The sequence below is a fragment of the Streptomyces sp. NPDC092952 genome, assembly GCF_044754785.1.
Classification (GTDB): domain Bacteria; phylum Actinomycetota; class Actinomycetes; order Streptomycetales; family Streptomycetaceae; genus Streptomyces.
The window spans coordinates 62,717-87,806 of record NZ_JBIVPT010000014.1 but is presented as its reverse complement, the minus strand read 5'-3'; the positions used below and the strand labels follow the sequence as shown (position 1 = coordinate 87,806).

Here is a 25,090-nt window from a genome sequence, read left to right as displayed (position 1 = left end):
CAACTGGGCCACGATCCCTCCATGAATCCCGAGAATTCACAGCTCACCGCTGCGGGCATCGATCCGTTCGACGAGAGCGTCTACCGCCATGTGCTCGCGCGGCGGACCGCGGCGCCCGCCGAACTCGCCGCAGACCTCGGATGTTCGGCCGAGCGTGTCGCCCGAGCGCTGGACCGGCTCCGCGACCACGGGCTCGTCGGCCGGCTCGCCGGTGCCCGCCGCCGGTACGCGGCGATCGAGCCGGAGGCCGCCGTCGAGGCGCTGGTGCGGGCCAGGAGCAAGGAGCTGGAGAAGGTCCGGTCGGCGGCGGGGGAGCTGTCCCGGCTGTTCGCCGCGGCGTGCGCCGGGGCGGGCGGCGAGGACGAGGTGGAGATCACCGCCGGGAGCGAGGCCCTCGGCCGCTGGTTCGTCCGCCTCCAGCAGGAGGCCCGCGAGGACGTCATGACCCTGGACCGGCCGCCGTACGCCCTGACCACCTCCAATCCGGTGGAGGCGACGGCGCTGGGCCGGGGCGTGCGCTACCGCGCGGTCTACGCCCCCGAGGCGCTGGAGTGGCCCGGCGTCCTCGACGACATCCGCGAGCTGGTCCGCCATGGCGAACAGGCCAGGGTCCTGCCCGGCCTCGGCATCAAGCTCGCCATCGCCGACCGGAAGCTCGCCCTGATGCCGCTCTCGCTCGACCTCCACGACGTACGCGCCGCGGTGATCCGCCCGTCCACCCTGCTCGACGCGCTCACCCACTACTGGGAGCTGTGCTGGAAGCAGGCGCTGCCGCTGGAGGCCCCCGCCGAGGACCCGCTCGGCGAGGAGGACCGGCTCGTCCTCACCCTGCTGGTCAGCGGGCTCAAGGACGAGGCGATAGCCCGCCAGCTCGGCTGGTCGGTACGGACCATGCGCCGCCGGATCAGCCGGCTGCACGAGCTGCTCGGTGCCGCCAACCGCTTCCAGGCCGGGGTGATCGCCGCCCGCCGGGGGCTGCTGTGAGACCGGGGCTCGGCGGTGTGTGAAGCGAGAGAGTGTTCAGTATCCCATTCTGTGTGGTGATGAGGCTCTTTAGGTCTTCAGTGGCAAGGCGCGCGAGGTGCCGATTGCTCTTGTTCGCAAATTTGGTATACAAAAAATCCATGCCTGGTCCCCGCACTCCCCACCGCTCCCCGTTCCCGCCGCAGCAGCCGTACCCCAAGCGCTGGTGGGCCCTGTGCGTGCTGGGGCTGGCCCAGCTGATGATCCTGCTGGACAGCACGATCGTGAACGTGGCCCTGCCGTCCCTCCAGACCGAACTGGACATGAGCGACGGCGACCGGCCCTGGGTGGTCACCGCCTACACGGTCGCCTTCGGCGGGCTGCTGCTGCTCGCCGGGCGGCTCGCCGACCACCTCGGGCACCGCCGGGTGTTCGCCGCCGGACTGATCGGCTTCGCCATCGCCTCCGCCGCGGCGGGCCTGGCCCCCACGGCGCAGACGCTCTTCGCGGCCCGCGCCGTCCAGGGCGCCTTCGCCGCCCTGCTGGCCGCGTCCGCCCTCGCGCTCGTGGCGACCACCTTCACCGACCCCGGCGAGCGCCGCCGCGCCATCGCCGTCTTCGGCGCCCTCGGGGGAGCCGGCGCCTCCCTCGGTGTCGTCCTGGGCGGGGTGCTCACCCAGTGGCTCGGCTGGCGCTGGTGCCTGCTGGTCAACGTACCCATCGCGCTGGCCGCGCTCCCCGGCGCGGGCTGGATACCGGCGGACCGCGTCCGGCGGGCGGGCGGCCGGATCGACATCGCCGGCGCCGTACTGGGCTGCGGCGGGCTGACCGCCCTGGTCCTCGGGTGCAGCCGGGCCGAGGCGGACGGCTGGCGCTCCCTCCCGGTGCTGGGCACGCTCGTCGGCGGCACCCTGCTGCTCACGGCCTTCGCCTTCTGGCAGACCCGCGCCACCGCGCCGCTGCTGCCGCCCCGGCTGATGAAGGACCGCCGCAGGGTGGCCTCACTGGTGGCCGGGGGCGCGCTGATGACGGGACAGCTCTCCGTCTCGCTGTTCCTCACCTACTACCTCCAGACCGTGCTCGGCTGGTCCGCGCTCGCCAGCGGCCTCGGCTTCCTGCCCATCAGCCTGGTCACCACCGCCACCGCCACCCAGCTCGGGACCCGCCTGCTGCCCCGGCTCGGCCCCCGGGTGATGATGACGGCCGGCCTCTGCCTCGCGGCCGCCGGGCTGCTCCAGCTCGCGCTCCTCACCCCGGACTCCGGCTACGCGGCGGACGTCGTACCCGCGCTGGTCACGTTCAGCGTCGGCAACGGCGGCAGTTTCCTCGCCATCATGACCGGGGCGACCTCCGGCGTCACCGCACAGGACGCCGGGATCGCCTCCGCATCCGTCAACTCAGCCCAGCAGATCGGGGGTTCGATCGGATCGGCCGTCTTCAACACGGTGGCGGCGAGCGCGGCGGCCGCCTTCGCGGGCAGCGGGCGGGCGGCCACGCTGCACGGTTTCACCACCGCCATGTGGTGCCCCCTGGCCGCCCTGCTGCTCGCCGCCGCCGTCACCGCGGGCCTGGCGGGCGGGTCACACCCGCGGCGGCCAGTTGAGGATCCGCTTGGGGCGCGGCGCGGCGTACGTGCGCACCTTCGAGGTGGTCAGCCCGAGCCGCACCAGTGACTCGGCGATGGTCACCGCCGCGGTCACCCCGTCCACGACGGGGACACCGGTGCGCTCCACGACGCGCTCGGTGAGGCCCGACATGCCCCCGCACCCCAGGCAGATCACCTCCGCGCGGTCGTCCTCCACCGCGCGGGCGGCCTGCTCCACGATGGCCTCCATCGCGGCCTTCTCGTCCCGCTCCAGGTCGAGCACGGCGAGCCCGCTGGCACGCACCGAGGCGCACCGGGCGCTCAGCCCGGCGGCGTGCAGCCGTTCCTCGATCAGCGGGACCGTGCGGTCCAGGCTGGTGACGACGGAGTAGCTGCGGCCGAGGAACTGGGCGGTGCTCGCGGCCGCCTCGGTGATGTCGACGACCGGTACGTCGAGCAGCTCCTGGAGGCCCTCGCGGCCGTGTTCGCCGTATCCGGCCTGGATCACCGCGTCGAACGGCTCCGGGTAGGCGCGTACGGCCTCCATCACGGCGATCGCGGCGAGGTAGCTCTCGTAGTTGCCCTCGACGGACTCGGCGCCGAAGGCGGGCGTCAGCGGGACGATCTCGGTGCCGGGCGACGCCGCACCGGCCGCCTGCTCGCCGATCGAGTCGGTGATGGACTGCGTGGTGTTGACGTTGACGACGAGGATGCGCATGGTTCGGCTCTCTGCTGGGCGGTTCATTCGGCGGCGACGGCGATGGACTCGCCGTCCACGTCGTTGAGTTGTGCGGTGCGGTCGGCGACGGCCGTGTACAGCAGCGCGGCGAGGGCGGCGCCGATGAACCAGGAGAACCCGGACACGGCACCGAAGAAGGGCACCAGCGCGACGACGACGGCGATCGCGGCGCTGGGGACGAAGGCCCATACGGCCCGCGGGTTGAACCCGTGCCGGTAGTGGTAGTCGCCCTGGGCGCCCTCGGTGTACAGGTCGGGCACGTTCACCCGGGCGCGTCGCAGCAGCCAGTAGTCCGCCATGATCACACCGAAGAGCGGCCCGAGCAGGGCGCCGAGCCCGCCGAGGAAGTAGTTCACCACGACGGGGTTGTTGTAGAGGTTCCAGGGCAGGATCACCAGCCCCGCGACGGCGCTCACCAGGCCGGCCCGGCGGAAGTCCAGCCGCTGCGGGAAGAGGTTGACCAGGGCGTAGATGGGGGCCACGAAGTTGGCCAGCAGGTTGACCGCGACCGTCAGCGCGATCAGCGCGAGCGAGGCGGCGGCCAGCAGGAACATGTTGGGGATCGTCCGCACGATGTCCGTGGGGCTGGTGATGACCTCGCCGTTCAGCTTGAACTGCGCCCCGCTGAGCACCGCCACGATCACCGCGAAGAACAGCATGTTCACCGGGATGCCGACGACGTTGCCGCGGACGATGGAGCCGCGGCTGCGGGCGGAGCGGGTGAAGTCGCAGAAGTTCAGTACGAAGGTCCCGTAGATCACCACCCAGAGCGCGGCGCCCTCCAGGATCTGGAGCCACATCGCGCCGCCGGTGAGCGGCTGGTCGACGGACCAGGAGATCGAGCCGTCGGCGCGTACGAACATCCAGACCGCGAGGGCGCACATGGTGATCAGGGTGGTGGGCGCGGCGAAGGCCATGTAGCGCCGGATCATCTGCATCCCGTAGCTCACGATGAGGACCTGCAGGGCCCACAGGGCGAGGAAGGTGATCCAGCCGAGCGTCGACTGGCCCAGTACGGAGTCGGTGGTCAGCGACCGCAGGCCGGGGAACATCATGACGAGCAGGGTGCTCAGCACGGACGAGGCCAGATAGGTCTGGATCCCGAACCAGGCGATGGCGACCGCGCCGCGCACCACGGCGGGTATCTTCGCGCCCCTGATGCCGAAGGCGATGCGGCTCATGACGGGGAAGGGGACGCCCGTCTTGTGCCCCATGAAGCCCGAGAGCGTCAGCAGCAGGAAGAGCAGCACGGACGCGAGGGCGAAGGCGGCCAGGATGCCCCACACGTTCAGTCCGAGCGCGAAGAGCCCGATGGCGAACGCGTAGTTGCCGAGGCTGTGCACATCGTTGGCCCACAGGGTGAAGACGTTGTAGGCGCCCCAGCGGCGCCCTTCCTTCTTCGTCGGGGCGAGATCGTACGTGTAGAGACCGGAGCTGGCGGTTCCGGTGGTTTCCACGCTCGACCGGTCATCCACGGCAGTCATAGGGGGCTCCGGGGAGTTGCGAGGAGGGAACGTTTCAAAGTTTCCGCAGATCGGAAGTGAACTTCCGTGGACCAGAACGTAGTTTTCGCCAACTCCACCGTCAAGGCTTTGGAGTTAATGACTTGGGAAAGCGGGTGAAACCGTCTCCAATGGTGATGAAATGCGAGAACACGGCGGGCTGGAGTCCGCCGTGGGGGCGTCATCCGGGCCGCCGTGTCGTGTTGCGTACGGCGGTGGGGGGAGGGGTGGGTCAGAAGGGCTTGGTGGGGAGGTACTTTCCGTCCAGGGTGATGACGGCGCGCTCGCCGCCCTCGGGGTCGGCGACCTTCTTCACGTCGAGCTTGAAGTTGATGGCGCTGATGATGCCGTCGCCGAACTGCTCGTGGACCAGGGCCTTCAGGGTGGTCCCGTAGACCTGGAGCATCTCGTAGAAGCGGTAGATGGTCGGGTCGGTCGGAATGCCGCCGGGGATCGATCCGCGGGTCGGGATGGTCTGGAGCAGCAGCACCGCGTCCTCGTCGAGTCCGAGCAGCTCGGCGACGGCGCGGGCGGAGTCCTCCGGCAGGGCGTGCTGGCCGAGGACCGCGGCGGTGACGAAGGCGACCGACAGCCCGGCGGCGTCGGCGATCTGCTCCCAGGTGAGGTCCTTGCGGGTCTTGGCCTCGACGGCGGCGACGGCGAGGGTCTGGCGGGCGGTGGGGTCGAACTGCGCGTGCGGCACGAGGGTTCCTTTCGGGGCCGGTCCCGGGCGGGGCCGGTGGTTCGGTGGGGGTGGAGGTGGTCAGGCGGCGGCCAGGGCGGTCCCGGCCGGCTCGACGGTGCCCGTGGCGATGTCGAACACCCAGCCGTGCAGGGTGACCGAGCTCTCGGCCAGGGCGCGGGCCACGGAGGGGTGGGTGCTCAGGTTCTGCAGCTGTGCGGCGACATTGGCACGCACCAGGGCGTCCACCCGCTCCGGGCCGGTCGTGGCCGGAGCGGCGGCGGTACGGGCCAGGGCGGCGTCCGCGTGGTGCAGCCAGTCGGCCACGACCGGGGCGGAGCCGAGGTCGTGCCCCTCCGCCAGGGCGGTCATCGCGCCGCAGGCGGAGTGGCCGCAGACGACGATGTCGGTCACGCCGAGCACGGCGACGGCATACTCGACGCTCGCCGCGATGCCGTCGCGGCCCGACCCGTACGCCGGGACGAGATTGCCCGCCGTACGGATCACGAACAGCTCACCCGGATCGCTCTGGGTGATCAGCTCCGGGACCACCCGGGCGTCGGAGCAGCCGATGAACAGTGTCTTCGGGCGGTGGGTCGTGGCCAGGTGGGCGAAGAGCCCCGCCTTCTCGGGAAAGACGTCGCGGCGGAATCGTGCGACGCCGTCCGTGAGGTCCTGCATCGGTCACTCCTTTCGATGGGTGCCGCCCCGAGGGGCTGACGAGAACCACCATGCATGACCTGGGCCTATAGAGTCCAAGACTTGATATCCATGATCCTTATAGGTCAGTTCTATAATTCGCTCATGGGTCCGGAACTACGTCATCTCCGCTATCTGATCGCGGTCGCCGAGCACGGGAACTTCACGCGCGCCGCCGAGGAACTGCGCATCTCGCAGCCCACGCTGTCGCAGCAGATCAAGCAGCTGGAACGGGTCGTCGGCGCCCGGCTGCTCGACCGGAGCGGCCGGGGGGTCCGCACCACCGACGCGGGCGCCGCCTATGTGCACTACGCGCGGCGTGCGCTGCGGGAGCTGGCCGCCGCCGAGCGTGCCGTCCTCGACGTCGCCGACCTCGCCCGGGGGCACCTGCGGCTGGCACTCACCCCGACCTTCACCGCCTATCTCGTCGGCCCGCTCGTGGCGGCGCTGCACACGCACCATCCCGGCATCACCCTGGACCTCAGGGAGATGCCCCAGGACCGCATGGAGGCGGGCCTGCTCGCCGACGAACTCGACCTCGGCATCGCCTTCGGGGGAACCCACCTCCAGGGCGTCGCCTCGACCGCGCTGTTCACCGAACCCCTCGGCCTGGTCACCGGTGCGCGCCGGGCCGGGGGTGAGCGCCCGCTGCCGGTGCAGGAGCTCGCCGGTCAGCAACTCGCCCTGCTCAGGGGTGACTTCGTCACACGCGTCCATGTAGACGACTACTTCGCCCGGCACCGGATCGACCCGCCGATCGCCGTGGAGGCCAACACCATCCAGGCCCTCACCGAGATCGTCCGGCGCATCGGCCCGCTGGCCACCGTGCTGCCCCTGGCGGTCACGGACGACGACCCGCACCTCGGCCACGTCCCCGTCGACCCCCCGCTCCCCACCCGGGTCGCGACCCTGCTGCGCCGGGAGAGCGGCTACGAGAGCGCCGCCGCCCGCGCCTTCACCCGGCTCGTCCACGATCTGGTCCGCGCCCGCGGCTACGCCCCGCCCGAGGCGCCCGCACCGGGGAACGGCCTGCCCGGAGCGGGTACCGGGTGATGAGAGAATCGGGCACATGACAGGGTCTGGGGACTTCGAGCCCGAGTCGGAACGGGTCACGCGCCAGCTGCGTGACGAGATCATCGACGGTGTGCGCGAGCCGGGCAGCAAACTCGTCGAGCGCGAGCTCGCCGCGGAGCTCGGGGTGAGCAGACTGCCCGTCCGCGAGGCCCTGAAGGCGCTGGTCACCGAGGGCCTGGTCACCCCCAGGCCCCGGACCTGGGCCGTCGTACGGGAATTCACCCCGGCGGACGTGGACGACCTCGACGAGGTGCGCGCGGCGCTGGAGGCCCTGACCTTCCGGCTGGCCGCCCAGCGGCGTACCCGCGCGGGGCTCGAAAAGCTCCGCGCGGACCTGGACGCCGAGCTGGGCGCGGCGGCCAGGGGCGACGCCGTGGCGGCCCGCCGGGCCGCCGCCGACTTCCACGAGACGGTCACGGCCCTGGCCGACAACGAGCTGCTGAACGAGCTCCAGGCCACCCTGCGCAGCAGGATGCGCTGGCTGCTGGGGCAGCACGACGACCTGGAGGGCGTCGCGCGGGAGCACGAGGACCTCTACGCGGCGATCGCCGACCGGGACGCCGAGAGCGTGGTGGAGCTGGCCGGCCGGCACCTGATCTCGGGCCGCCGGGCGGCCGCCGCCCGCCGCGGCCGCTCCTGAGGTCCGGTCAGCCGCCCAGCAGCCGGGCGATCTCGTCGAACCCGCGCTGCCGGGCGTGCTGGAGCGCGGTGGTGCCGGACCTGTCGGCGATCCCCGGATCGGCGCCCCCGGCCAGCAGCAGCCGCACGGTCTCCTGATGGTCCCTGCCGCCGTCGCCGAGGAGGACGGCCTCCAGCAGGGCCGTCCAGCCGAGGTCGTTGACGTGGTCGATGTCGACGTCGATGTCCGGGTTGGTGGTGACCTCCCGTACGTAGTCGACATGGCCGTGCTCCCCCGCCGGGATCAGGGAGGTGCCCCCGTACCGGTTGACGACGGTGTAGTCGGGGTCGGCCGCCGCCAGGGTACGGGCCATCGCGGCGCTGCCCGTCACCCCCGTCACCAGCCACGGGGTGTCGTGCTGCTGGTCCAGGGCGTCCGGATCGGCACCGGCGCGGACCAGTACCTCGGCGGCCCGGACGTGGTCGTTGGTGGAGGCCAGCAGCAGCGGGGTGCGGCGCTCCCCGTCCCGGACCTCCAGCCGGGCACCCCGCCTGATCGCGTCGCGCACCGCGTCGGCGTCGCCGGAACGCGCCGCGTCGAGCAGGGCCCGGTCCGCGGCCCCGGGCGTCGGCCCGGTGCCGCCGTCCCCGGACGGCCCGGCGCAGGCCGTCACGAGCAGGGCCGGTCCGAGGAGCAGGGCGGTCAGGAGGGCGGTGCGTCGTGTCGAAGGCATGGTTCCTCGCAATCCGTGGACGGCGCCCGGACGGTACGGGCCCGCACCCCCATGCTCGGCGCGCCCTCGGCCCCGGCGGTAGCCGGACCGGTCGGTGATGCGCGGCCGTCGGGACGACCTCCGTGTCGGCCGTCCGGGGGATGCGCCCACGGCTCCGCCGGTCGAACCGGAGGAACAGGGGCGGCGCGGCCCGGACCCGGACGGGGTGGAAACACGCCAAACCGTTCGCGTTAAGCTGCATCTGCCCCACGGGGGAAGTCCGGTCGAAGTCCGGCGCTGACCCGCAACGGTAGACGGTGCCCGAAAGGGCCCCGTGAGCCCGATTACCCGTGGCGGTGAAGGCTCCTGTCAATTCGCCGTGGACTGCGATGGGTGCTGCATCGGGCGCGCGGCGTCCGGGCCGCTCCGTTGATGACGTAGATGCACGGCCCGAGGCGAAAGCGAACCGCCCGTGGCCATCCCCCTCGACCGTCGCCCCGCCGTGCCGTCCCGCGCGGCCCCTGCCGCCTCCGGCCCCGCCCCGCCACGCCGGATGTCACCCGCGCTCCTCGTTCCCGTTCTTGTCGTGGCGCTGCTGTTCTCGCTGGTCTGCGGGGCGGGCATCGGGGCGTCCGGGCTCTCCTGGGGCGAGGTGCTGAGCCATCTGTGGGCCGGGCTGACCGGCGGCCGAATATCGCCCGACGAGGTCGCGGCGTACACCATCGTCTGGGAGCTGCGCTTCCCGCGCGCCGTACTGGCCGCGGTCGTCGGCGCCGGGCTCTCCGCCATCGGCATCGCCGTGCAGGCCATGGTCCGCAACGCGCTCGCCGACCCGTTCGTCCTCGGCATCTCCTCGGGCGCGGCCGTCGGCGCCAACGCCGTACTCATCTTCGGTGCCTTCGGCGCCCTGGGCATCTGGGCGCTGTCCACCGCGTCGTTCCTTGCCGCGCTCCTCGCCATGATGCTGGTGTACGCCATCGCCCGCACCGCACGCGGCCTCACCCCGCTGCGGCTCGTCCTCACCGGGACCGCGATGTACTACGGCTTCTCCGCCGTCACCACCTTCATGGTCTTCGCGGCCGAACACGGCGAGGCCGCCCGCTCCGCGATGATGTGGATGCTCGGCAGCCTCGGCGGCGCCAACTGGGCCTCGGTGCCGATCGCCGCCGGAGCCGTGCTCTGCGGCATCGCCCACCTCGCCTGGTCCGCCCGCCGGCTGAACGCCCTCGCCATGGGCGACGAGACGGCGGCCGCCCTAGGCGTCGACGCCGGACGGCTGCGCAAGGAACTCTTCGTGGTCTGCGCGGCCGTCACCGGGGCGGTGGTCGCGGTGAGCGGCGCGATCGGCTTCGTCGGACTGATGGTGCCGCACGGCGTACGGATGCTCGTCGGCGCCGACCACCGGCGGCTGCTCGCCGTCGCCCCGCTGGTCGGCGCCGTCCTGATGATCTGGGTGGACATCCTCTCGCGGGTGGTCCTCGCCCCCGCCGAACTGCCGGTGGGCGTACTGACCGCGGCCATCGGCGTGCCGTGCTTCGTGCTGCTGATGCGCCGCCGCACCTACACCTTCGGAGGCGCCTGATGCGGATCGACATCGAAGCCCTGACCGTCGAGATCGCCGGCGCGCGGCTCGTGGCCGACGCCACGCTCGGCGCGGGCACGGGACAACTCGTCGGCCTGGTCGGCCCCAACGGCAGCGGCAAGTCGACCCTGCTGCGCTGCGTCTACCGGGCGCTGCGCCCCTCCGCGGGCACCGTACGGCTCGACGGCGAGGACCTGTACGCGATGAGCCCGCGCGAGAGCGCCCGCCGGCTGGCCGCCCTTCCCCAGGAGGCCGTCTCCGAGTTCGACTTCACGGTGGCCGAGGTGGTGGCCATGGGACGCACCCCGCACCAGTCGTCGATGGGCCGGGCCACCGAGGCGGACCGGACGGCCTGCGCCGAGGCACTGGCCGGGGTCGGCGCCGCCCACCTCGCCGACCGGGGCTTCCTCACCCTCTCCGGCGGCGAGAAGCAACGGGTCCTGATCGCCCGCGCCCTGGCCCAGCAGCCCCGGCTCCTCGTACTCGACGAACCGACCAACCACCTCGACATCGCCCAGCAACTGGACGTCCTGGCGCTGGTCCGCGACAGCGGCCCCACCGTCCTCACCTCCCTGCACGACCTCAACCTCGCGGCACTCCACTGCGACCTGCTCCACGTCATCTCCGGGGGCCGGATCGTCGCGTCCGGCGCCCCCCACGACGTGCTCACCCCCGAGCTGCTGGCCGATGTGTTCGGCGTACGTGCCCACCGCGTCGCACATCCGGAGACCGGCGCCGTGCAACTGCTCTTCGACCGACTCGCCCCCGCCCGAACCGACTCCTGAGGACGCACCACCGCCATGCCCCACCCCGCACGCCCCGCCGCGTTCGCCCTCGCCGCCGCTCTGGTCCTCACCGGGTGCGGCGCCCAACTGCCCACCTCCCAGGAGGAGAAGGGCGCAAGCGCCGCGTCGGACCACTACCCGGTGACCGTAGAGAACTGCGGAGAGAAGAAGACCTACGACAAGGCCCCGCGGCGCGTCGTCACCAACGACGTCGGCATCACCGAGATCATGTTCGCGCTCGGCCTGGCGGACCGCATGGCCGGCTACGTGATGCCCGACGACAAGGGCGACCTCACCTCCGTACCCTGGAAGGACGGGTACGGGAAGACCACGTGGCTCTCGAAGAAGACCATCAACAAGGAGCTCGTCCTCGACGCCCGCGCCGATCTCGTCTTCGCGGGATGGAACTACGGATTCAGCGAGGAGGGCGGCTTCACCCCCGCCGAACTCCGGCGCGTGGGCGTCGACTCGTACCTGCTCAGCGAGTCCTGCCGCAACGGCCAAGGCAACGCGCGCGGGGTGATGGCCCCGCTCGACGCGCTCTACACCGACCTGCGCAACCTGGGCAGGATCTTCGACGTCGAGGACCGCGCCGAGGCCCTCGTCACCGACTTCCGCGAGCAGGTGGCCCAGGCGCGCGACACCGCCCCCAAGGGCTCCGACCGCCCCCGGGTCTTCCTCTACGACGACGGGCGGGACAAACCGCTGACCGCCGGGGCCTTCGCCGGACCGCACGACATCATCACCAAGGCCGGCGGCGACCACGTCATGAAGGACCTCGAGGACACCTGGGTGACGGTCGGCTGGGAGACCGTCGTCGCCCGCGACCCCGAGGTCATCGTGATCAACAACTACGGGGACCGGAGCGCCGAGCAGAAGAAGGAGTTCCTGAAGTCCTACCCGCCGCTGGCCAACGTCTCCGCGATCAAGAACGACCGCATCTACGTCCTCGACTACGTCGACCTGGTGGAGAGCCCCCGCAACCCCGCCGCCGTCGCCTCCCTCGCCACCTACCTGAAGGAGGTGTCCCATGGCTGACCTGCCGGACCCGGTGACCGTCGTCGGCATCGGCGCCGACGGCTGGGCGGGACTGACCGACGCGGCGCGCACCGCACTGACCGGCGCCGAGGTCCTCATCGGCGCCGGACGCCAGCTGGACCTCCTCCCACCGTCCTGCCCCGGCCGGCGGGTCGCCTGGCCCTCGCCGCTGCGCCCCGCCGTCCCCGGACTCCTCGCCGAGCACGCCGGGAGCCGGACCGCCGTCCTGGCCAGCGGCGACCCCATGTTCTACGGGATCGGCCGGGCCCTCACCGAGGTGCTCGGCGCCGACCGGCTGCGCGTCCTGCCCCACCCCTCGTCCGTCTCCTACGCCTGCGCCCGCATCGGCTGGCCGGTCGAGGACACCGAGACCGTCACCCTGGTCGGCCGCCCCACCGCCCGGCTCGCCGCCCACCTGCACGAGGGCCGCCGCGTCCTGGTCCTCGGCGCGGACGCCGACGCCCCCGCCGACGTGGCCCGGCTCCTGCGCGAACAGGGCTTCGGCCCCAGCCGGCTCCGGGTGCTGGAACAGCTCGGCGGCCCCGCCGAGAACTGCCTGGAGGGCACCGCCGACGACTGGCCGCACCCCCCGTCCGACCCGCTGAACATCGTGGCCGTCGACTGCCGCCGCGCCCCCGGCGCCCTCCGCCTGGGCGCCGTACCGGGCCTGCCCGACGACGCGTACGAGCACGACGGACAGCTCACCAAACGGCACGTCCGGGCCGCGACCCTCGGCGTCCTCGCCCCCGCCCCCGGCGAACTCCTCTGGGACATCGGCGGCGGCTCCGGATCGATCGCGGTCGAATGGATGCGCAGCCACCCGTCCTGCCGCGCGATCACCGTCGAACGCGACCCGGAACGCGCCGCGCGCATCATCCGCAACGCCGACCGCCTCGGCGTGCCCGCCCTCCGCGTGGTCACCGGCCGCGCCCCCGGGGCGCTGGCCGAACTGCCGGTCCCCGATGCCGTGTTCATCGGCGGCGGGCTCACCGGGCCCGGTCTGCTCGACACCTGCTGGGAGGCGCTGCCGCTCGGCGGGCGGCTCGTCGCCAACACCGTCACCCTGGAGTCCGAGGCCCTGCTCGCCGAGGCGCACCGCCGCCACGGCGGCGAACTGGTCCGGCTCTCCGTCGCGCACGCCGTGCCGGTCGGCGGCTTCACCGGCTGGCGCCAGGCCATGCCGGTCACCCAGTGGTCCGTGCGCAAACCCCCGACCGCATCCGCACCGCACTCAGGAGACACCCACAGATGACCGTCCACTTCATCGGCGCGGGCCCCGGCGCGGCCGACCTGATCACCGTGCGCGGCGCCCGCCTCCTCGCCTCCTGCGCCGTCTGCCTGTACGCGGGCAGCCTGGTGCCCAGGGAACTGCTCGACACCTGCCCGCCGGACGCCCGGCTGGTGGACACCGCGCAGCTCGACATCGACCAGATCACCGCCGAACTGCTCGCCGCCCACGAGGCCGGTCACGACGTGGCCCGGCTGCACTCAGGCGACCCCGCCGTGTTCAGCGCCGTCAACGAGCAGATGCGCAGGCTCGACGAGGCCGGGGTGCCCTACGAGGTGGTGCCCGGCGTACCCGCGTTCGCCGCCGCCGCCGCGTCGCTCAAGCGGGAACTGACCGTGCCGACCGTCGGCCAGACCGTCATCCTCACCCGGATCGCCCACCGGGCGACCGCCATGCCGCCGGGCGAGGACCTGGACACCCTGGGCCGCAGCGGCGCCCTGATCGTGCTGCACCTCGCCGCCCGGTACGTGGACCGCGTCGTCGCGGAACTCCTGCCGCACTACGGCGCCGACTGCCCGGCCGCCGTCGTCGCGCTGGCCTCCCGCCCGGACGAGATCGTCCTGCGCGGCACCCTCGACGACATCGCCGGACAGGTGAAGGCGGCAGGCGTGATCCGTACCGCCGTCATCATGGTCGGCCGGACCCTGGGCGCCGAGCAGTTCCGCGACAGCCACCTCTACTCGCCCGCCCGCGACCGCCACACCTGCTGACCGGCGACCGGGGTGGTCGGCCGGGCCCGCTCACGGCAGGGGCCGGAGCCGTCGAAGGCACTGTTCGACCGTGTCTGCCGACCGGTGGCCGACGAGGACACTGCCGGTGCCTGGTTCCGGCCTGCTGGACCGCCCGGTCCGGGCATGCTGGTGCTCGCCGACCGGGGCATCACCGGTTTCGAGCTGTGGTGGGTCGCCACGGACCAACCCCCGCTGCTGCGGCTCGGCCGCACCGTCGCTCGGCAGGACACGGCGTGCGGCGACAGGGCCCCTCACGACCGGCAGGCGGCTGATCAGGGCAGATGGAGAACCGAGACGGGAGTATCTAGGGTCAGCACGTGGCTTTCATCATGGTGTGCGAGGACGACGCGGCGGTCCGTGGCGTCCTCAAGCGCGCCCTGGAGTACGACGGCCACACCGTCTCCGTCGCCGCCACGGCCGACAGCCTGCTGCGGCAGCTCGCACCGGCGCCCCATCTGGTCGTCCTGGATCTCGGGCTCCCGGACGCCGACGGCCGCGACGTCTGCCTGGCCCTTCGGGCACGCGGTGTCGACGTGCCGGTCCTGATGCTCACCGCGTTGGATGGCCTGCATCACAAGGTGGGTGGCTTCGAGGCCGGAGCCGACGACTACATGACCAAACCCTTCGACATCCCGGAACTGCTGGTCCGGGTCCGAGCCCTCCTACGCCGGGCCACCGCGGCGCCCGCACCGCGCGAGGTCGTCCTCGATCCGGCGAAGCACGTGGTGACCTACGGTTCGGTGAGCGAGAGCCTGACCCCGACCGAGTTCCGGCTGCTGGGCCGGCTGATCGCCTCGCAGGGCGACGCGGCACGTCGCCACGCCCTCATCGCCGCCGGCTGGCCGCACGGAGCGCAGGTCAGCGACAACACCCTCGACTCCTTCGTGCGCCGGCTGCGGACCAAGCTGGGGCGGCTGGGTGTGGCCGAGCGTCTGGTGACCGTCCGCGGCGTGGGCTACCGATGGCAGTGACGGGATTCCGGAGCAGGGTCGTCGCGCTCACTGTGCTGATCGCCACCGCCGTGGTCGTGGTGCTGGTCGTGGTCTCGCACGTCCTGCTGAGCGGGGTGACGGACGCCGACGCGCACGATCTGGCGCGTACCCGCGCCGAGGCGGTCGCGGCGAACGTCACCGCCAAGGGCGGCCGTGTCGTGCTCACGGAGAACAGCAGCGAGGCACTGGACGAGGTCGCCTGGGTGTATGCCGACGGCCGCCTGATCGATGGGAACATACCCCCGGGCATGCTCGATCGCGTCGAGGCGCTGGCAGACTCGGGGCGGTCGCAGACCACGTCGGTCGGCGACTATCTCCTGTACGCGCGGCAGGTCCCGATCGACGGTCACCACGTCCTGGTGATCGCCCGGGTGGACCTCACGCCCTACGAGACGTCCGAGCAGCGAAGTCTCACCTTGTCGCTGGTACTGGGCGGCCTCACGATCCTCCTCGCCGGCGGGGTCGCGCACCTCGTGGTACGCCGCGCGCTGCGGGTCGTACACGAGATGGCCGCACTCGCCGACGACTGGGGCCATCACGAACCCGGGCGCCGCTTCAACCTCGGAGTCCCACGCGACGAGTTCGGGGAACTGGGGCGGACCCTGGACCACCTCCTGGAGCGCGTCGAGACCGCGCTGGTGGACGAGCGCCGGCTCACCGATGAGATCGCCCACGAGCTGCGGACACCGCTCACGGTCCTGCGGGGCGAGGCGCAGCTGGCGCAGCTGTCCGGCGAGCCGGTGGCGCCGGAGGCGGTGCTGAGCGAGGCCGACCGCCTCGATGCGGCGATCACGACGATTCTGCGCGCCGCGCGCGCACGGACCGACGACGAGGCCCGGTGCGATCTGCGCTCCGCCGCGCGGCAGGCGGTCGCCGGCCGCGCGGTCGAGGTCGCCATTCCCGCGAAGACCGACATCGCAGTGGCGCCCGACGTCGCCGTGTCGCTGCTGTCGCCCCTGCTGGAGAACGGCCTGCGGCATGCGCGGTCGCGTGTGTGGATCACCGCGCGCGTCCAGAGCGGGACAATTGTGGTCGATGTTCTGGACGACGGCCCCGGGTTCGATTCCGCTGAGGTCGACCGGGTCTTCGAAGCGGGTGTGACCGGCGGCGACGGGTACGGGCTGGGGTTGCCGGTGGTGAGGCGCATCGCCGCCTCGGCCGGTGTGGAGGTCCGCGCGATCGCGGACGGCCGCGGTCACGTAGAGGTGACACTCCCGGCCGCGCGTGCGGCCACGTAGTCAGGTTGCTTGCAGGTTCCTCCCGCAAACCTTCCCGTATGACAACAACAACGGAAGCGCGTACGCGCAGCGGGCGCCTCATGCTCAACAAGGTCCCCGAGGTCACCGTCTGGTTCTGGGTGATCAAGATCCTGTGCACCACCGTGGGTGAGAGCTTCGCCGACTGGATCAACATGAAGCTGGGCGTCGGCCTGGTGAACACGGCTTGGATCTTCACCGCGGTCTTCGTGGTGGTCCTGGCCTTCCAACTGCGGCTGAAGCGGTACGTCCCGTTCCCTTACTGGCTGACCGTCGTCGTTGTCAGCGTCACGGGCACGCTGTACACCGACATCCTCACCGACCGGCTCAACGTGCCGCTGTGGATCAGCTCCGCCGTGTTCTCGGCCCTGCTCGCAGTGGTCTTCGGCGTGTGGTGGCTGCGCGAGCGCACCCTCTCGATCCACTCGGTCACCACGCTTCCGCGCGAGTCGTTCTACTGGCTCGCCGTTCTCGTCACCTTCGCGCTCGGCACCGCGACCGGCGACTGGACCCTTGAGGTCACCGGCTGGAGCCCGGGGGCCTCGGTACTGCTGCCGCTCGGCCTCATCGCGGCGATCGCCCTGCTGTGGAAGTTCGGCGCGAACCCGGTGCTGTCCTTCTGGCTTGCCTACATCCTGACCCGCCCGCTGGGCGCCAACACAGGCGACTGGCTCGCCTCCCCGAAGGCCGCTCGGCCGGGCGAGCCGACCGGTCTCGCGCTGGGCACCTCCACCACCAGCCTGATCTTCCTCGGCCTCATCCTGGCGACGGTGGTCTACCTGACGGTGACGCGCTCGGACGTGACCGAGACCTGCGAGGCGGCCCATGCCACCGGCGACCCGCGCAAGGAGCGCATTGCGCTGGCCGGCTTCGGGCTGCTCGCCGTCGCGACCACGGGCCTGCTGGTCTGGGCCCACGGTCAGCCGCACGTCGGCCCGGCGCCGGAGGCCGACAACACCTCCGCCGTCCGGATGGCCCCCGGCGTGGCGGTGCAGAAGTTCCCGCCCGCCAAGGTCGCCGCGCTGAAGAACCTCGCCTCCACCTCGCTCAAGGACGCACGCTCGGGCAACGCGAAGGGCGCCCACACGGCCGCCCAGTCGCTGCGTGACCTGTGGGACGCCGACCAGGCGTCGTTGCAGCCGCTCGACAACACCGGCTGGACCTCCATCGACGCTCAGATGGACAAGGTGCTGGGGACCTTCGGTATCGATCACTCGAACGCGCCGATGTCGCCCGCACAGCAGGAGAAGGAACTGAACACCCTCCTGGTGGACATGGGCTGACGGACCGTACGGCGCCCGGCCGGCCCACCCGGCCGACGGGCTCATCGTGCCGGGCCGCTCAGGGAGCCGCGCCCACTCCGCACACGCCGACGAGCCGCGGACAGCGCGGGCGGCCGGGGCCGCCTCCGGCAGCCCGGTGATATCCGCAGGCTCCCGCGGGGCGGTCGAAGCCGGTGTCAATGGCTTCGACCGCCCCGCTCGCCCTGGCTGGTCGGTCGCGGTGGCGGCGGATGCCGGAAGCAGGCGCTCTGCGTCGACGGTGCTGCCACACTCGATGGTGACGACGTGTCGGCCGGCGAAGCGGTCACGGCCTTCGAGGATCGCCGCGATGCCGAGTGCGGCCGAAGGCTCGACAGCCCTTAGGACTTGCCGGGAATCAACCTATGGGTTTCGCGACCTGGGCTCGCAGGTCAGCGTGCTGCTGGCCCACATGTTGTTCTCCGGCAAGCCCTTAGGGTTGCCGGGACGGACCGGGGGAGAGACGCGAAGGAGCGGTGACGGTGCTGATCGGTGAGGTCGCGCGGCGGTCCGGGGTCAGCGCCCGTATGCTCCGGCACTACGAGTCGCTCGGCCTGGTCCGGCCCGACGACCGCAACGAGTCCGGCTACCGGGAGTACTCCGAGGAGAACATCCGGCGGGTCTTCCACATCGAGAGCCTGCGCTCGCTGGGGCTCTCGCTGCGCGAGGTCGCCCGGGCGCTCGACGACCCCGGATTCGCGCCTGCCGCGCTCGTCGACGACCTCGTCCGCCGGACCCGGGAACGCATCGCCGCCGAGACGGAACTGCTCACCCGGCTGCGGCGGATCGGCGCCGCGGACCCGGCCGGCTGGCCGGACGTCCTGCGGACCGTGGCGCTCCTCCAGGAGCTGGGATCCACGAGCCCCGGCGCCCGGCAGCGCGCCGCCCTGTCCACCGCCGACGACCGCCCCGTACCGGCGGAGGCCCTGGTCGAGGCGGTACTGGGCGAGCCGGACCCGCTCGTCGCCGGGGCCCTGCGCTGGGCCCTGGCCCGCTCCGGCGAGGACGGCCAGGCCCTGCTCGCCGAGGCCCTGTGCGACCCCTCCGCCCAGGTACGGGAGCGTGCCGCGCGGGCCCTGGCAGCCCTGCCGCACACCACCGGGGCCGCACCGCTGCGCACGGCCCTCGCCGACCCGGCCCCCGAGGTCCGGGCCCCCGCGGCCCTGGCGCTGGCCGCCCGGGGCGCCACCGACGCGGTACCCGAACTCCTCGCCATGGTCGTCGAAGGCCGGGGCGACACCGACGCCGCCGACGCGCTCGCCGCCCTCGCCCACGACCCCGCCGCGGCCGACCGGATCGCGACCGGACTCGTCGACCGGCTCGCCCGGGACGGCACCGCACCGGGCGAGCGGCTGCGGCTCGCCCAGGCGCTCGCCGACATCCCGGGCACGAAGGCCGCGCAAGCCCTCGCCGCCCTGGCACAGGACCGGGACCGGGCCGTCGCGCTGACCGCCGCCCACGTACTGCGCCTGCGGGACGGCGACTGAGAGTGCGTTCGAGACCTCGATCCGGGCGATGTGCGACTGGCACTGGCACGGTCGGGATCGAGAACTGGTTGCGCCATGGTGAAGGATGAGGCGAAGGCTCATGTCGCGGCTGTCCGGGACGGGAGCGGACCTCCGGAGGAACCGGTGGGACTCACCCGGAAGCCGGAGGTGTGCCCTCCGTTGCCCATCAGCACGCTGGCGGGCCCGGCCCGGTAGCGGCTCGGCCCGGGGCCACCGGACGACGACGGACGAGTGGTGGAGCGGACCGGCCGCAGGAACCACTTCGAGTCGCTGTGCGTCGAGTTCGCCGGTCCGGACGGTGTACTGATGCTGCCGCACACAGCCCTGATGGCACAGGGCCGGGCTTGGCGCCGCCCGGCCGCCTTCGCCGCTCAGCCGCCGCGCACCGGCCCGCGCACACCGCTGCGGCCCACGACCGTGCCCGCCCGGTCGATGCAGACGACGTCCACCGAGACAGGCGCGCCCCGCAGTACCGACAGCGCCTCGTCCCGTGCCGTCACCGCCACCAGGTCCCCGAGCGGCACCCCCCGCGCGAGGCACAACTGGAGCGCCGCGAGCCCCGTGTTCGCCACCGCGACCTCGGCCGCCAGCGTCTCGTCCGCGCCGCCCCGCCGGGCCAGCCGGGCCAGGAACGGCTTGTCGACCTGGGACCGGCCGGAGTGCAGGTCGAGATGGCCGGCGGCGAGCTTCGACAGCTTCGCGAACCCCCCGCAGACCGTGAGCCGGTCCACCGGGTGGCGGCGGATGTACTTCAGCACCGCGCCCGCGAAGTCCCCCATGTCGAGCAGTGCGATCTCCGGCAGCCCGTACTCGGCCACCACGGTCCGCTCCGACGTGGAGCCCGTGCACCCCGCCACATGGGTCAGCCCGGCGGCCAGGGCCACGTCCACCCCGCGGCGGATCGAGTCGATCCACGCCGAGCAGGAGTACGGGACCACGACCCCGGTCGTGCCGAGGATCGACAGACCGCCCAGGATGCCCAGGCGCGGGTTCCAGGTGGACCGGGCGATCTCCTCGCCGTCGTCCACCGACACCGTCACCTCGACGTCCCCCGACCCCCCGTGCCCGGCGGCGACCCGGGCCAGGTGCTCCCGGATCAGCCGGCGCGGCACCGGGTTGATCGCGGGTTCCCCGACGTCGAGCGGCAACCCGGGCAGGGTGACCGTGCCCACCCCCGGCCCGGCCCGGAACACCACCCCCGAGCCCGGCGGCAGCCGCCGCACCGAGACCCGGACCAGGGCGCCGTGCGTCACATCGGGGTCGTCGCCCGCGTCCTTCACCACCCCGGCCGTCGCCCGCTCCCCGGCGAGCTCCTCCACCGCGAGCGCGAAGGCGGGCGTCTGCCCCTTGGGTAGGGTGATCGTCACCGGGTCGGGGAAGTCGCCCGTCAGCAGGGCCGTGTACGCGGCGGTGGCCGCCGCGGTCGCGCAGGCGCCGGTGGTCCAGCCCGGCCGCAGGCCGGTGTGTTTCAGCTGGGCGTCGCGCCCGCCCTCGATCTCACCCATGGATGGTTCCGATGCATGTACTCGTACTCGGCGGCACGACGGAGGCCCGCCGCCTCGCCGAGGCACTGGTGGAAGAGCTCCCCGCCGGTGACCGGCTGACGAGCTCGCTGGCCGGACGGGTGGCGGGCCCGAGACTGCCGCCCGGTGAGGTCAGGATCGGCGGGTTCGGGGGAGTGGACGGGCTGACCGGGTGGCTGCGTACCCACCGGGTGGACGTGCTCATCGACGCCACCCATCCTTTCGCCGGGACGATCAGTTTCCACGCGGCGGCCGCCGCCGCTGCCGCCCATGTTCCCCTGCTCGCGCTGCGCCGCCCCGGCTGGGTGCCCGGGGACGGCGACGACTGGCACCCGGTCGGCTCGCTGGCCGGGGCGGCGGCGGCCCTGCCCGCGCTGGGGCGGCGGGTCTTCCTCACCACGGGGCGGATGGGCCTGGCCGCCTTCGCCGGGCTGGACGAGCTGTGGTTCCTGATGCGCTCGGTGGACGCGCCCGAGCAGCCGTACCCGGCCCGGATGGAGGTCCTGCTGGACCGGGGGCCGTTCACCCTGGACGGGGAGCGCGAGCTGATCCGCCGCCACCGCGTCGACGTCGTCGTCACCAAGGACAGCGGGGGCGCCGCCACCGCCCCCAAGCTGACCGCGGCCCGCGAGGCGGGGATCCCGGTCGTGGTGGTGCGGCGGCCCCCCGCCCCCGAGGGCGTACCGGTCGTGGAGACCCCGGAGTCGGCCGTCGCCTGGCTGCGCGGGCACGCCCTGCGGAGGACGACCTCTCAGCCCTCCGGGTAGCGGCGCGGCGTCCACACGATCTGCCGTCCGCCCTCGCGTTCCACCCAGCGGGTCTGCGAGGACCCCACGATCAGGATCGTCCGCATGTCGACCTCGGCCGGGTCGAGATCGGCCAGCCGCACCGTCCGCACGCTCTCCGCAGGGCCGCCCACGTCCCGGCCCAGGACCACCGGGGTGTCCGGCGAGCGGTGCTCCAGCAGCAGGTCACGGGCGCTGCCGACCTGCCAGGTCCGGCTCCGCGAGCCGGGGTTGTACAGCGCCAGCACCAGGTCCGCCCCGGCCGCCGCGCGCAGCCGCTCCGCGACGACCTCCCACGGCTTGAGCCGGTCGGAGAGCGAGATCGTCGCGTAGTCGTGGCCCAGCGGGGCGCCCGCACGGGCCGCGGCCGCGTTGGCCGCCGTCACCCCCGGCAGCACTCGCACCGGCACGCCCGCGTACTCCTCCTGCGAGGCCACCTCCAGGACGGCCGTCGCCATGGCGAAGACCCCCGGGTCGCCGCCGGAGACCACGGCCACCCGGCGCCCGCGCCGGGCCAGGTCCAGGGCGAACTCGGCGCGCTCCGACTCGACCTTGTTGTCCGAGCCGTGCCGCACCTGCCCCGGCCGGACCGGCACCCGGTCCAGGTAGGTGGTGTAGCCGACCAGGTCGTCCGCGGCGGCCAGCGCCCCGCGCGTCTCCGGGGTCAGCCAGAGCGGCCCGGCCGGGCCGGTGCCCACCACCGTCACCCCGCCGCCCTCCGGGACACGCTCCGGGCGCACCGCCCCGACCCGGCTGGGCAGGACCGCGACCGCGAAGTACGGGACCGACCCGGGCTCCACGTCCGCCAGTTCGCCCACCCGCTCCCCGGCCATCGTGGCGCGCTCGACGTACCGCGCCTCCGGCAGCCGGCCGGACGCCTCGAACGCGCCGCGCACCGCCGGGAACGTACGGCCGAGCTTCATCACCACGGCGGCGTCGGTGGCCGCGAGACGGGCCGTCAGCTCCTCCTCCGGCAGGGTGCCGGGCAGGATCGTCAGCACCTCCTCGCCCTCCACGAGCGGGGTTCCGAGCCGGGCGGCGGCCGCGCTGACCGAGGTGACCCCGGGGACCACCTCGGTCGGATAGCGGTCCGCGAGCCGCTTGTGCATGTGCATGTACGAGCCGTAGAAGAGCGGATCGCCCTCGGCGAGCACGGCGACCGTGCGCCCGGCGTCGAGATGTGCCGCCAGCCGGGCCGCCGCCTCGGCGTAGAACTCCTCCATGGCGCCCCGGTAGCCGCCCGGATGGTCGGTGGTCTCCGTCGTGACGGGGTAGACCAGCTGCTCCTCGACATGGTCGGCACGGATGTGCTTCGCCGCGATGGAGCGGGCTATGGACCGCCCGTGCCGGGCGCTGTGGTAGGCGACGACATCGGCCTCGGCGATGACCTCCACCGCGCGTACGGTCATCAGGGCCGGATCACCGGGCCCCAGCCCGACCCCGTACAGCCGGCCCGTGCTCTGCTCGCTCACGTCTACTCTTCCTCGCTGGCAATGGCGTTGAGGGCGGCGGCCGCGATGGCGCTGCCGCCGCGGCGGCCCCGCACGATCAGATGCTCCAGCCCGGACGGATGCGCGGCCAGCGCGTCCTTCGACTCGGCGGCGCCGACGAAACCGACCGGCACACCGATGACGGCGGCCGGACGCGGCGCTCCCTCCTCGATCATCTCCAGCAGCCGGAACAGGGCGGTCGGCGCGTTCCCGACGGCGACCACCGCTCCCTCCATCCGGTCGCGCCACAGCTCCAGCGCGGCGGCGCTGCGGGTGGTGCCCAGCTCCTTCGCGAGGCCGGGGACCGAGGGATCGGACAACGTGCACACCACGTCGTTGCCGGCGGGCAGCCGCTTGCGGGTGACACCGCTGGCGACCATCGCCACATCGCACAGGATGGGCGCACCGGCCTGCAGCGCGGCGCGGGCACGGGACACCACCTCCGGGGAGAAGGCGAGGTCCCGGACGAGATCGACCATCCCGCAGGCGTGGATCATCCGGACCGCGACCTGGCTCACATCGGCGGGCAGACCGGCCAGATCGGCCTCCGCCCGGATCGTGGCGAACGACTGGCGGTAGATCGCCGGTCCGTCCTTCTCGTACTGGTGCACAGTGCTTTCGCTCTCTTCGTCGGAGGTGACAACGGTTCGGGTACGGGGAGTGGGGCGGGGGTCAGCCGTGGGCGCGGCGGGCCGCGGCCACCGCGGCGGCGAGCCCGTCCGACCCGTCGGCGACCGGCACGGGCGTGCCCCGCTCCCCGTCCCGTACGACGGAGACATGGTGCCGCCCGCCGGGAGCGGCCACGACATCGACCCAGGTGCCGCGCGGGTGACCGCACCGGCGTTCGCACCCGGACCAGTACACCGGCAGGGGTCCCACGGCCCGCACCGAGGCCGCCGCCTCGGCCCGCACGTCGGCCAGCGACCTGGCGCAGCCGGGCCGGCCGATGCAGGCACCCACCCCGGCCCAGGGGGAGTCGGGCGCGACGACGAGACCGGCCGCCGCCAGCGCGTCCAGCGCCCCGGCCGCCTCCCGCGGCTCCACGCCCGGGACGACGACGCCGCGCCACGGCGTCAGACGCAGCTCGCCGCGGCCCTGGTGACGGGCCGTCCCCACCAGTGTCCGCCACTGCGCGGCCGTGGCACGCCCCAGCGGCAGCCCGGCCGACAGCGCGGCCGTCCCGGACGGCGCGCCGGTCACGATTCCGGGCACCGGCCCGTCCGAGCCGCCCGGACACTCCCGGTGCCCGCCGTCCCCGACGTCGACCCCCGCCTCCCGCAGACGTTCCGCGACCGGGCCGAGGAGCCCGTCCCCACCACCGGGCAGGTCGGAAACCCGCCACACCCCGGTGTCCGGGGCCCGCTCCAGGAAGGCACCGGCCGCCACCAGGGCGGCCCGTGGCGCCTGCGCGGCCGGGACCCGCAGCACGGACCCGGCCGTGCCGATCCGCAGCAGCGCCGACGCGCCGTCCAGGGCCAGCAGCGACACATCGCCGCCCAGCGCGTCCACATCGCCGCGCCCGTCGTCGAGGACGAACAGGAACCTGCCGGACAGCCCGGCCGCCCGCTCGTCCGCGCACAGCAGCGCGTCCAGTTCGCGGAGCCAGGGCCCCACGTCCCGTACACCGCGGCCGTCGAGCCCGCTGAGCGGGGACGCCACGACGTTGCGCACCCGCTCGTGGCGTACGGAGGGCAACAGCCCCGCCGCGTCCAGCCGTCCGGCCAGCTCGCCCCCGCAGTCCGGACGCAGCCCGCGCAACTGGATGTTGCCACGCGAAGTGAGATGCACCTCACCGTCGCCCAGGGCCTGCGCCGCGGCTCCCAGGGCGTCCGCCCGGTCCGCCGTCAGCAGACCGCCCGGCACCCGGACCCGGGCCAGCGCACCGTCGTCCGCCCGGTGCAGCCGCAGCGCGCCGGGGCAGGCGTCACCACGGCCCCGGGACGGCGGAGCGCCCGACGGATCGGCGGAGGAAACGGCAGGTGGGGGCATGGCGGCGAGCATACCGACGATCCGGACGGAACCGAACGGATGCGCCTGACGCCGAAGGGCGACCGGCCCTTACTATGCCTAGCGACGGGCCAACCGGCACGTCGTCGCCACAGACGGCGACAAGGGGAGGAAGCCCGGTGCGATTCCGGCGCGGTCCCGCCACTGTGAGCCCGGCCACGGCCGGGTGAGTCAGGAACTCCCCTCACCGGAACCCCCGGTCCTCTTCGGGCAGGGGCGTTCCATCCGA

At 73.2% G+C, this 25,090-nt stretch carries 23 protein-coding genes, 1 pseudogene and 2 riboswitches; of the genes and pseudogenes, 14 read left to right on the top strand and 10 right to left on the bottom strand.

Translation table 11 applies throughout. From position 1 onward, the window contains the following. The first annotated feature begins 21 nt into the window (after window positions 1–21). Complete coding sequence (locus ACIQGQ_RS27705) at window positions 22–984, top strand: helix-turn-helix domain-containing protein (protein WP_402400391.1); 963 nt, start codon at window positions 22–24, stop codon at window positions 982–984. A 140-nt stretch (window positions 985–1,124) separates the two neighbouring features. Continuing rightward, window positions 1,125–2,636 carry an MFS transporter gene (locus tag ACIQGQ_RS27700; protein WP_402400388.1) on the top strand — a complete coding sequence of 504 codons (1,512 nt, stop codon included), beginning with the start codon at window positions 1,125–1,127 and terminating at the stop codon, window positions 2,634–2,636. Here the strand turns inward: ACIQGQ_RS27700 and ACIQGQ_RS27695 are convergent. From ACIQGQ_RS27695 to ACIQGQ_RS27680, 4 genes are all read right to left on the bottom strand, one after another. Next, window positions 2,544–3,266: an aspartate/glutamate racemase family protein gene (locus tag ACIQGQ_RS27695; protein WP_402400385.1), complete on the bottom strand. Its 723-nt coding sequence runs from the start codon at window positions 3,264–3,266 to the stop codon at window positions 2,544–2,546. The genes ACIQGQ_RS27700 and ACIQGQ_RS27695 overlap by 93 nt on opposite strands. A 23-nt stretch (window positions 3,267–3,289) precedes the next feature. Further along, the gene (locus tag ACIQGQ_RS27690; RefSeq protein WP_402400383.1) at window positions 3,290–4,771 is read right to left on the bottom strand and encodes an NCS1 family nucleobase:cation symporter-1; all 1,482 of its coding nucleotides are present in this window, start codon (window positions 4,769–4,771) and stop codon (window positions 3,290–3,292) included. 250 nt (window positions 4,772–5,021) lie between these two features. Then, on the bottom strand, window positions 5,022–5,492 hold the full coding sequence (gene cynS, locus ACIQGQ_RS27685; RefSeq protein WP_402400380.1) for a cyanase: 471 nt from the start codon (window positions 5,490–5,492) through the stop codon (window positions 5,022–5,024). 60 nt (window positions 5,493–5,552) lie between these two features. Beyond that, a complete protein-coding gene (locus ACIQGQ_RS27680) occupies window positions 5,553–6,152 on the bottom strand; it encodes a carbonic anhydrase (protein WP_402400377.1) in 600 nt (199 codons plus the stop codon). Between the two features lie 123 nt (window positions 6,153–6,275). Between ACIQGQ_RS27680 and cynR the strand changes: the two genes are divergently transcribed. Together cynR and ACIQGQ_RS27670 are read left to right on the top strand one after the other, a co-directional pair. Continuing rightward, window positions 6,276–7,223 carry a transcriptional regulator CynR gene (gene cynR / locus ACIQGQ_RS27675; RefSeq protein ID WP_402400374.1) on the top strand — a complete coding sequence of 316 codons (948 nt, stop codon included), beginning with the start codon at window positions 6,276–6,278 and terminating at the stop codon, window positions 7,221–7,223. A gap of 16 nt (window positions 7,224–7,239) precedes the next feature. Beyond that, on the top strand, window positions 7,240–7,884 hold the full coding sequence (locus ACIQGQ_RS27670) for a GntR family transcriptional regulator (RefSeq protein WP_366293892.1): 645 nt from the start codon (window positions 7,240–7,242) through the stop codon (window positions 7,882–7,884). A 7-nt stretch (window positions 7,885–7,891) separates the two neighbouring features. Here the strand turns inward: ACIQGQ_RS27670 and ACIQGQ_RS27665 are convergent, their stop codons facing one another. Next, a complete protein-coding gene (locus ACIQGQ_RS27665; protein ID WP_402400371.1) occupies window positions 7,892–8,596 on the bottom strand; it encodes an ankyrin repeat domain-containing protein in 705 nt (234 codons plus the stop codon). 205 nt (window positions 8,597–8,801) lie between these two features. Then, window positions 8,802–8,948, top strand: a riboswitch (cobalamin riboswitch). 99 nt (window positions 8,949–9,047) lie between these two features. On the opposite strand from ACIQGQ_RS27665, the gene ACIQGQ_RS27660 reads away from it, so the two are divergent. The 8 genes from ACIQGQ_RS27660 (at window position 9,048) to ACIQGQ_RS27625 (ending at window position 17,530) form a co-directional block, all read left to right on the top strand. Next, a complete protein-coding gene (locus tag ACIQGQ_RS27660) occupies window positions 9,048–10,157 on the top strand; it encodes a FecCD family ABC transporter permease (RefSeq protein ID WP_402400368.1) in 1,110 nt (369 codons plus the stop codon). Then, complete coding sequence (locus tag ACIQGQ_RS27655; protein ID WP_402400365.1) at window positions 10,157–10,942, top strand: ABC transporter ATP-binding protein; 786 nt, start codon at window positions 10,157–10,159, stop codon at window positions 10,940–10,942. Before ACIQGQ_RS27660 ends, ACIQGQ_RS27655 begins: the two co-directional genes overlap by 1 nt. 15 nt (window positions 10,943–10,957) lie before the next feature. Further along, complete coding sequence (locus tag ACIQGQ_RS27650) at window positions 10,958–11,980, top strand: ABC transporter substrate-binding protein (protein WP_402400362.1); 1,023 nt, start codon at window positions 10,958–10,960, stop codon at window positions 11,978–11,980. Continuing rightward, window positions 11,973–13,232, top strand: a complete 1,260-nt coding sequence (cbiE, locus tag ACIQGQ_RS27645) for a precorrin-6y C5,15-methyltransferase (decarboxylating) subunit CbiE (protein WP_402400360.1) — start codon at window positions 11,973–11,975, stop codon at window positions 13,230–13,232. Before ACIQGQ_RS27650 ends, cbiE begins: the two co-directional genes overlap by 8 nt. Next, the gene (gene cobM, locus ACIQGQ_RS27640) at window positions 13,229–13,978 is read left to right on the top strand and encodes a precorrin-4 C(11)-methyltransferase (protein ID WP_366293910.1); all 750 of its coding nucleotides are present in this window, start codon (window positions 13,229–13,231) and stop codon (window positions 13,976–13,978) included. The genes cbiE and cobM overlap by 4 nt, the downstream gene beginning before the upstream one ends. 338 nt (window positions 13,979–14,316) lie before the next feature. Then, the gene (locus ACIQGQ_RS27635) at window positions 14,317–14,970 is read left to right on the top strand and encodes a response regulator transcription factor (protein WP_402400357.1); all 654 of its coding nucleotides are present in this window, start codon (window positions 14,317–14,319) and stop codon (window positions 14,968–14,970) included. Next, window positions 14,961–16,229, top strand: a complete 1,269-nt coding sequence (locus ACIQGQ_RS27630) for a sensor histidine kinase (RefSeq protein WP_402400354.1) — start codon at window positions 14,961–14,963, stop codon at window positions 16,227–16,229. The genes ACIQGQ_RS27635 and ACIQGQ_RS27630 overlap by 10 nt, the downstream gene beginning before the upstream one ends. Window positions 16,230–16,267: 38 nt before the next feature. Beyond that, complete coding sequence (locus tag ACIQGQ_RS27625; protein ID WP_402400351.1) at window positions 16,268–17,530, top strand: hypothetical protein; 1,263 nt, start codon at window positions 16,268–16,270, stop codon at window positions 17,528–17,530. A 246-nt stretch (window positions 17,531–17,776) separates the two neighbouring features. On the opposite strand, the pseudogene ACIQGQ_RS27620 reads toward ACIQGQ_RS27625, so the two are convergent. Then, a pseudogene (locus tag ACIQGQ_RS27620) lies at window positions 17,777–17,884 on the bottom strand (threonine dehydratase); the annotation flags it as partial. Between the two features lie 146 nt (window positions 17,885–18,030). Here ACIQGQ_RS27620 and ACIQGQ_RS27615 point away from each other — a divergent pair. Further along, window positions 18,031–19,035 (top strand): MerR family transcriptional regulator, encoded by a 1,005-nt coding sequence (locus ACIQGQ_RS27615; RefSeq protein WP_402400349.1) that lies wholly within the window; start codon window positions 18,031–18,033, stop codon window positions 19,033–19,035. Between the two features lie 392 nt (window positions 19,036–19,427). On the opposite strand, the gene ACIQGQ_RS27610 is transcribed toward ACIQGQ_RS27615, so the two are convergent. Then, the gene (locus ACIQGQ_RS27610; RefSeq protein ID WP_402400346.1) at window positions 19,428–20,561 is read right to left on the bottom strand and encodes a cobalt-precorrin-5B (C(1))-methyltransferase; all 1,134 of its coding nucleotides are present in this window, start codon (window positions 20,559–20,561) and stop codon (window positions 19,428–19,430) included. 11 nt (window positions 20,562–20,572) lie between these two features. Between ACIQGQ_RS27610 and ACIQGQ_RS27605 the strand changes: the two genes are divergently transcribed. After that, window positions 20,573–21,346 (top strand): cobalt-precorrin-6A reductase, encoded by a 774-nt coding sequence (locus ACIQGQ_RS27605; protein WP_402400344.1) that lies wholly within the window; start codon window positions 20,573–20,575, stop codon window positions 21,344–21,346. Here the strand turns inward: ACIQGQ_RS27605 and ACIQGQ_RS27600 are convergent. From ACIQGQ_RS27600 to cobG, 3 genes are all read right to left on the bottom strand, one after another. After that, complete coding sequence (locus tag ACIQGQ_RS27600; RefSeq protein ID WP_402400342.1) at window positions 21,331–22,836, bottom strand: precorrin-2 C(20)-methyltransferase; 1,506 nt, start codon at window positions 22,834–22,836, stop codon at window positions 21,331–21,333. The two genes, ACIQGQ_RS27605 and ACIQGQ_RS27600, sit on opposite strands and share 16 nt — an antisense overlap. Before the next feature lie 2 nt (window positions 22,837–22,838). Then, on the bottom strand, window positions 22,839–23,465 hold the full coding sequence (locus tag ACIQGQ_RS27595; protein ID WP_402400339.1) for a precorrin-8X methylmutase: 627 nt from the start codon (window positions 23,463–23,465) through the stop codon (window positions 22,839–22,841). Between the two features lie 61 nt (window positions 23,466–23,526). Further along, window positions 23,527–24,855 (bottom strand): precorrin-3B synthase, encoded by a 1,329-nt coding sequence (cobG, locus tag ACIQGQ_RS27590; protein ID WP_402400336.1) that lies wholly within the window; start codon window positions 24,853–24,855, stop codon window positions 23,527–23,529. A 114-nt stretch (window positions 24,856–24,969) separates the two neighbouring features. Then, window positions 24,970–25,042: riboswitch (cobalamin riboswitch) on the top strand. The last annotated feature ends 48 nt before the right edge of the window (window positions 25,043–25,090 follow it).

What these genes read in the sequence shown, in the direction of transcription:
- ACIQGQ_RS27705 (WP_402400391.1), top strand. Translation starts at nt 22, where the DNA reads ATGAATCCCGAGAATTCACAGCTCACCGCTGCGGGCATCGATCCGTTC.
- ACIQGQ_RS27700 (WP_402400388.1), top strand. Translation starts at nt 1,125, where the DNA reads ATGCCTGGTCCCCGCACTCCCCACCGCTCCCCGTTCCCGCCGCAGCAG.
- ACIQGQ_RS27695 (WP_402400385.1), bottom strand. Translation starts at nt 3,266, where the DNA reads ATGCGCATCCTCGTCGTCAACGTCAACACCACGCAGTCCATCACCGAC.
- ACIQGQ_RS27690 (WP_402400383.1), bottom strand. Translation starts at nt 4,771, where the DNA reads ATGACTGCCGTGGATGACCGGTCGAGCGTGGAAACCACCGGAACCGCC.
- ACIQGQ_RS27680 (WP_402400377.1), bottom strand. Translation starts at nt 6,152, where the DNA reads ATGCAGGACCTCACGGACGGCGTCGCACGATTCCGCCGCGACGTCTTT.
- cynR (WP_402400374.1), top strand. Translation starts at nt 6,276, where the DNA reads ATGGGTCCGGAACTACGTCATCTCCGCTATCTGATCGCGGTCGCCGAG.
- ACIQGQ_RS27670 (WP_366293892.1), top strand. Translation starts at nt 7,240, where the DNA reads ATGACAGGGTCTGGGGACTTCGAGCCCGAGTCGGAACGGGTCACGCGC.
- ACIQGQ_RS27665 (WP_402400371.1), bottom strand. Translation starts at nt 8,596, where the DNA reads ATGCCTTCGACACGACGCACCGCCCTCCTGACCGCCCTGCTCCTCGGA.
- ACIQGQ_RS27655 (WP_402400365.1), top strand. Translation starts at nt 10,157, where the DNA reads ATGCGGATCGACATCGAAGCCCTGACCGTCGAGATCGCCGGCGCGCGG.
- ACIQGQ_RS27650 (WP_402400362.1), top strand. Translation starts at nt 10,958, where the DNA reads ATGCCCCACCCCGCACGCCCCGCCGCGTTCGCCCTCGCCGCCGCTCTG.
- cbiE (WP_402400360.1), top strand. Translation starts at nt 11,973, where the DNA reads ATGGCTGACCTGCCGGACCCGGTGACCGTCGTCGGCATCGGCGCCGAC.
- cobM (WP_366293910.1), top strand. Translation starts at nt 13,229, where the DNA reads ATGACCGTCCACTTCATCGGCGCGGGCCCCGGCGCGGCCGACCTGATC.
- ACIQGQ_RS27630 (WP_402400354.1), top strand. Translation starts at nt 14,961, where the DNA reads ATGGCAGTGACGGGATTCCGGAGCAGGGTCGTCGCGCTCACTGTGCTG.
- ACIQGQ_RS27625 (WP_402400351.1), top strand. Translation starts at nt 16,268, where the DNA reads ATGACAACAACAACGGAAGCGCGTACGCGCAGCGGGCGCCTCATGCTC.
- ACIQGQ_RS27610 (WP_402400346.1), bottom strand. Translation starts at nt 20,561, where the DNA reads ATGGGTGAGATCGAGGGCGGGCGCGACGCCCAGCTGAAACACACCGGC.
- ACIQGQ_RS27605 (WP_402400344.1), top strand. Translation starts at nt 20,573, where the DNA reads ATGCATGTACTCGTACTCGGCGGCACGACGGAGGCCCGCCGCCTCGCC.
- cobG (WP_402400336.1), bottom strand. Translation starts at nt 24,855, where the DNA reads ATGCTCGCCGCCATGCCCCCACCTGCCGTTTCCTCCGCCGATCCGTCG.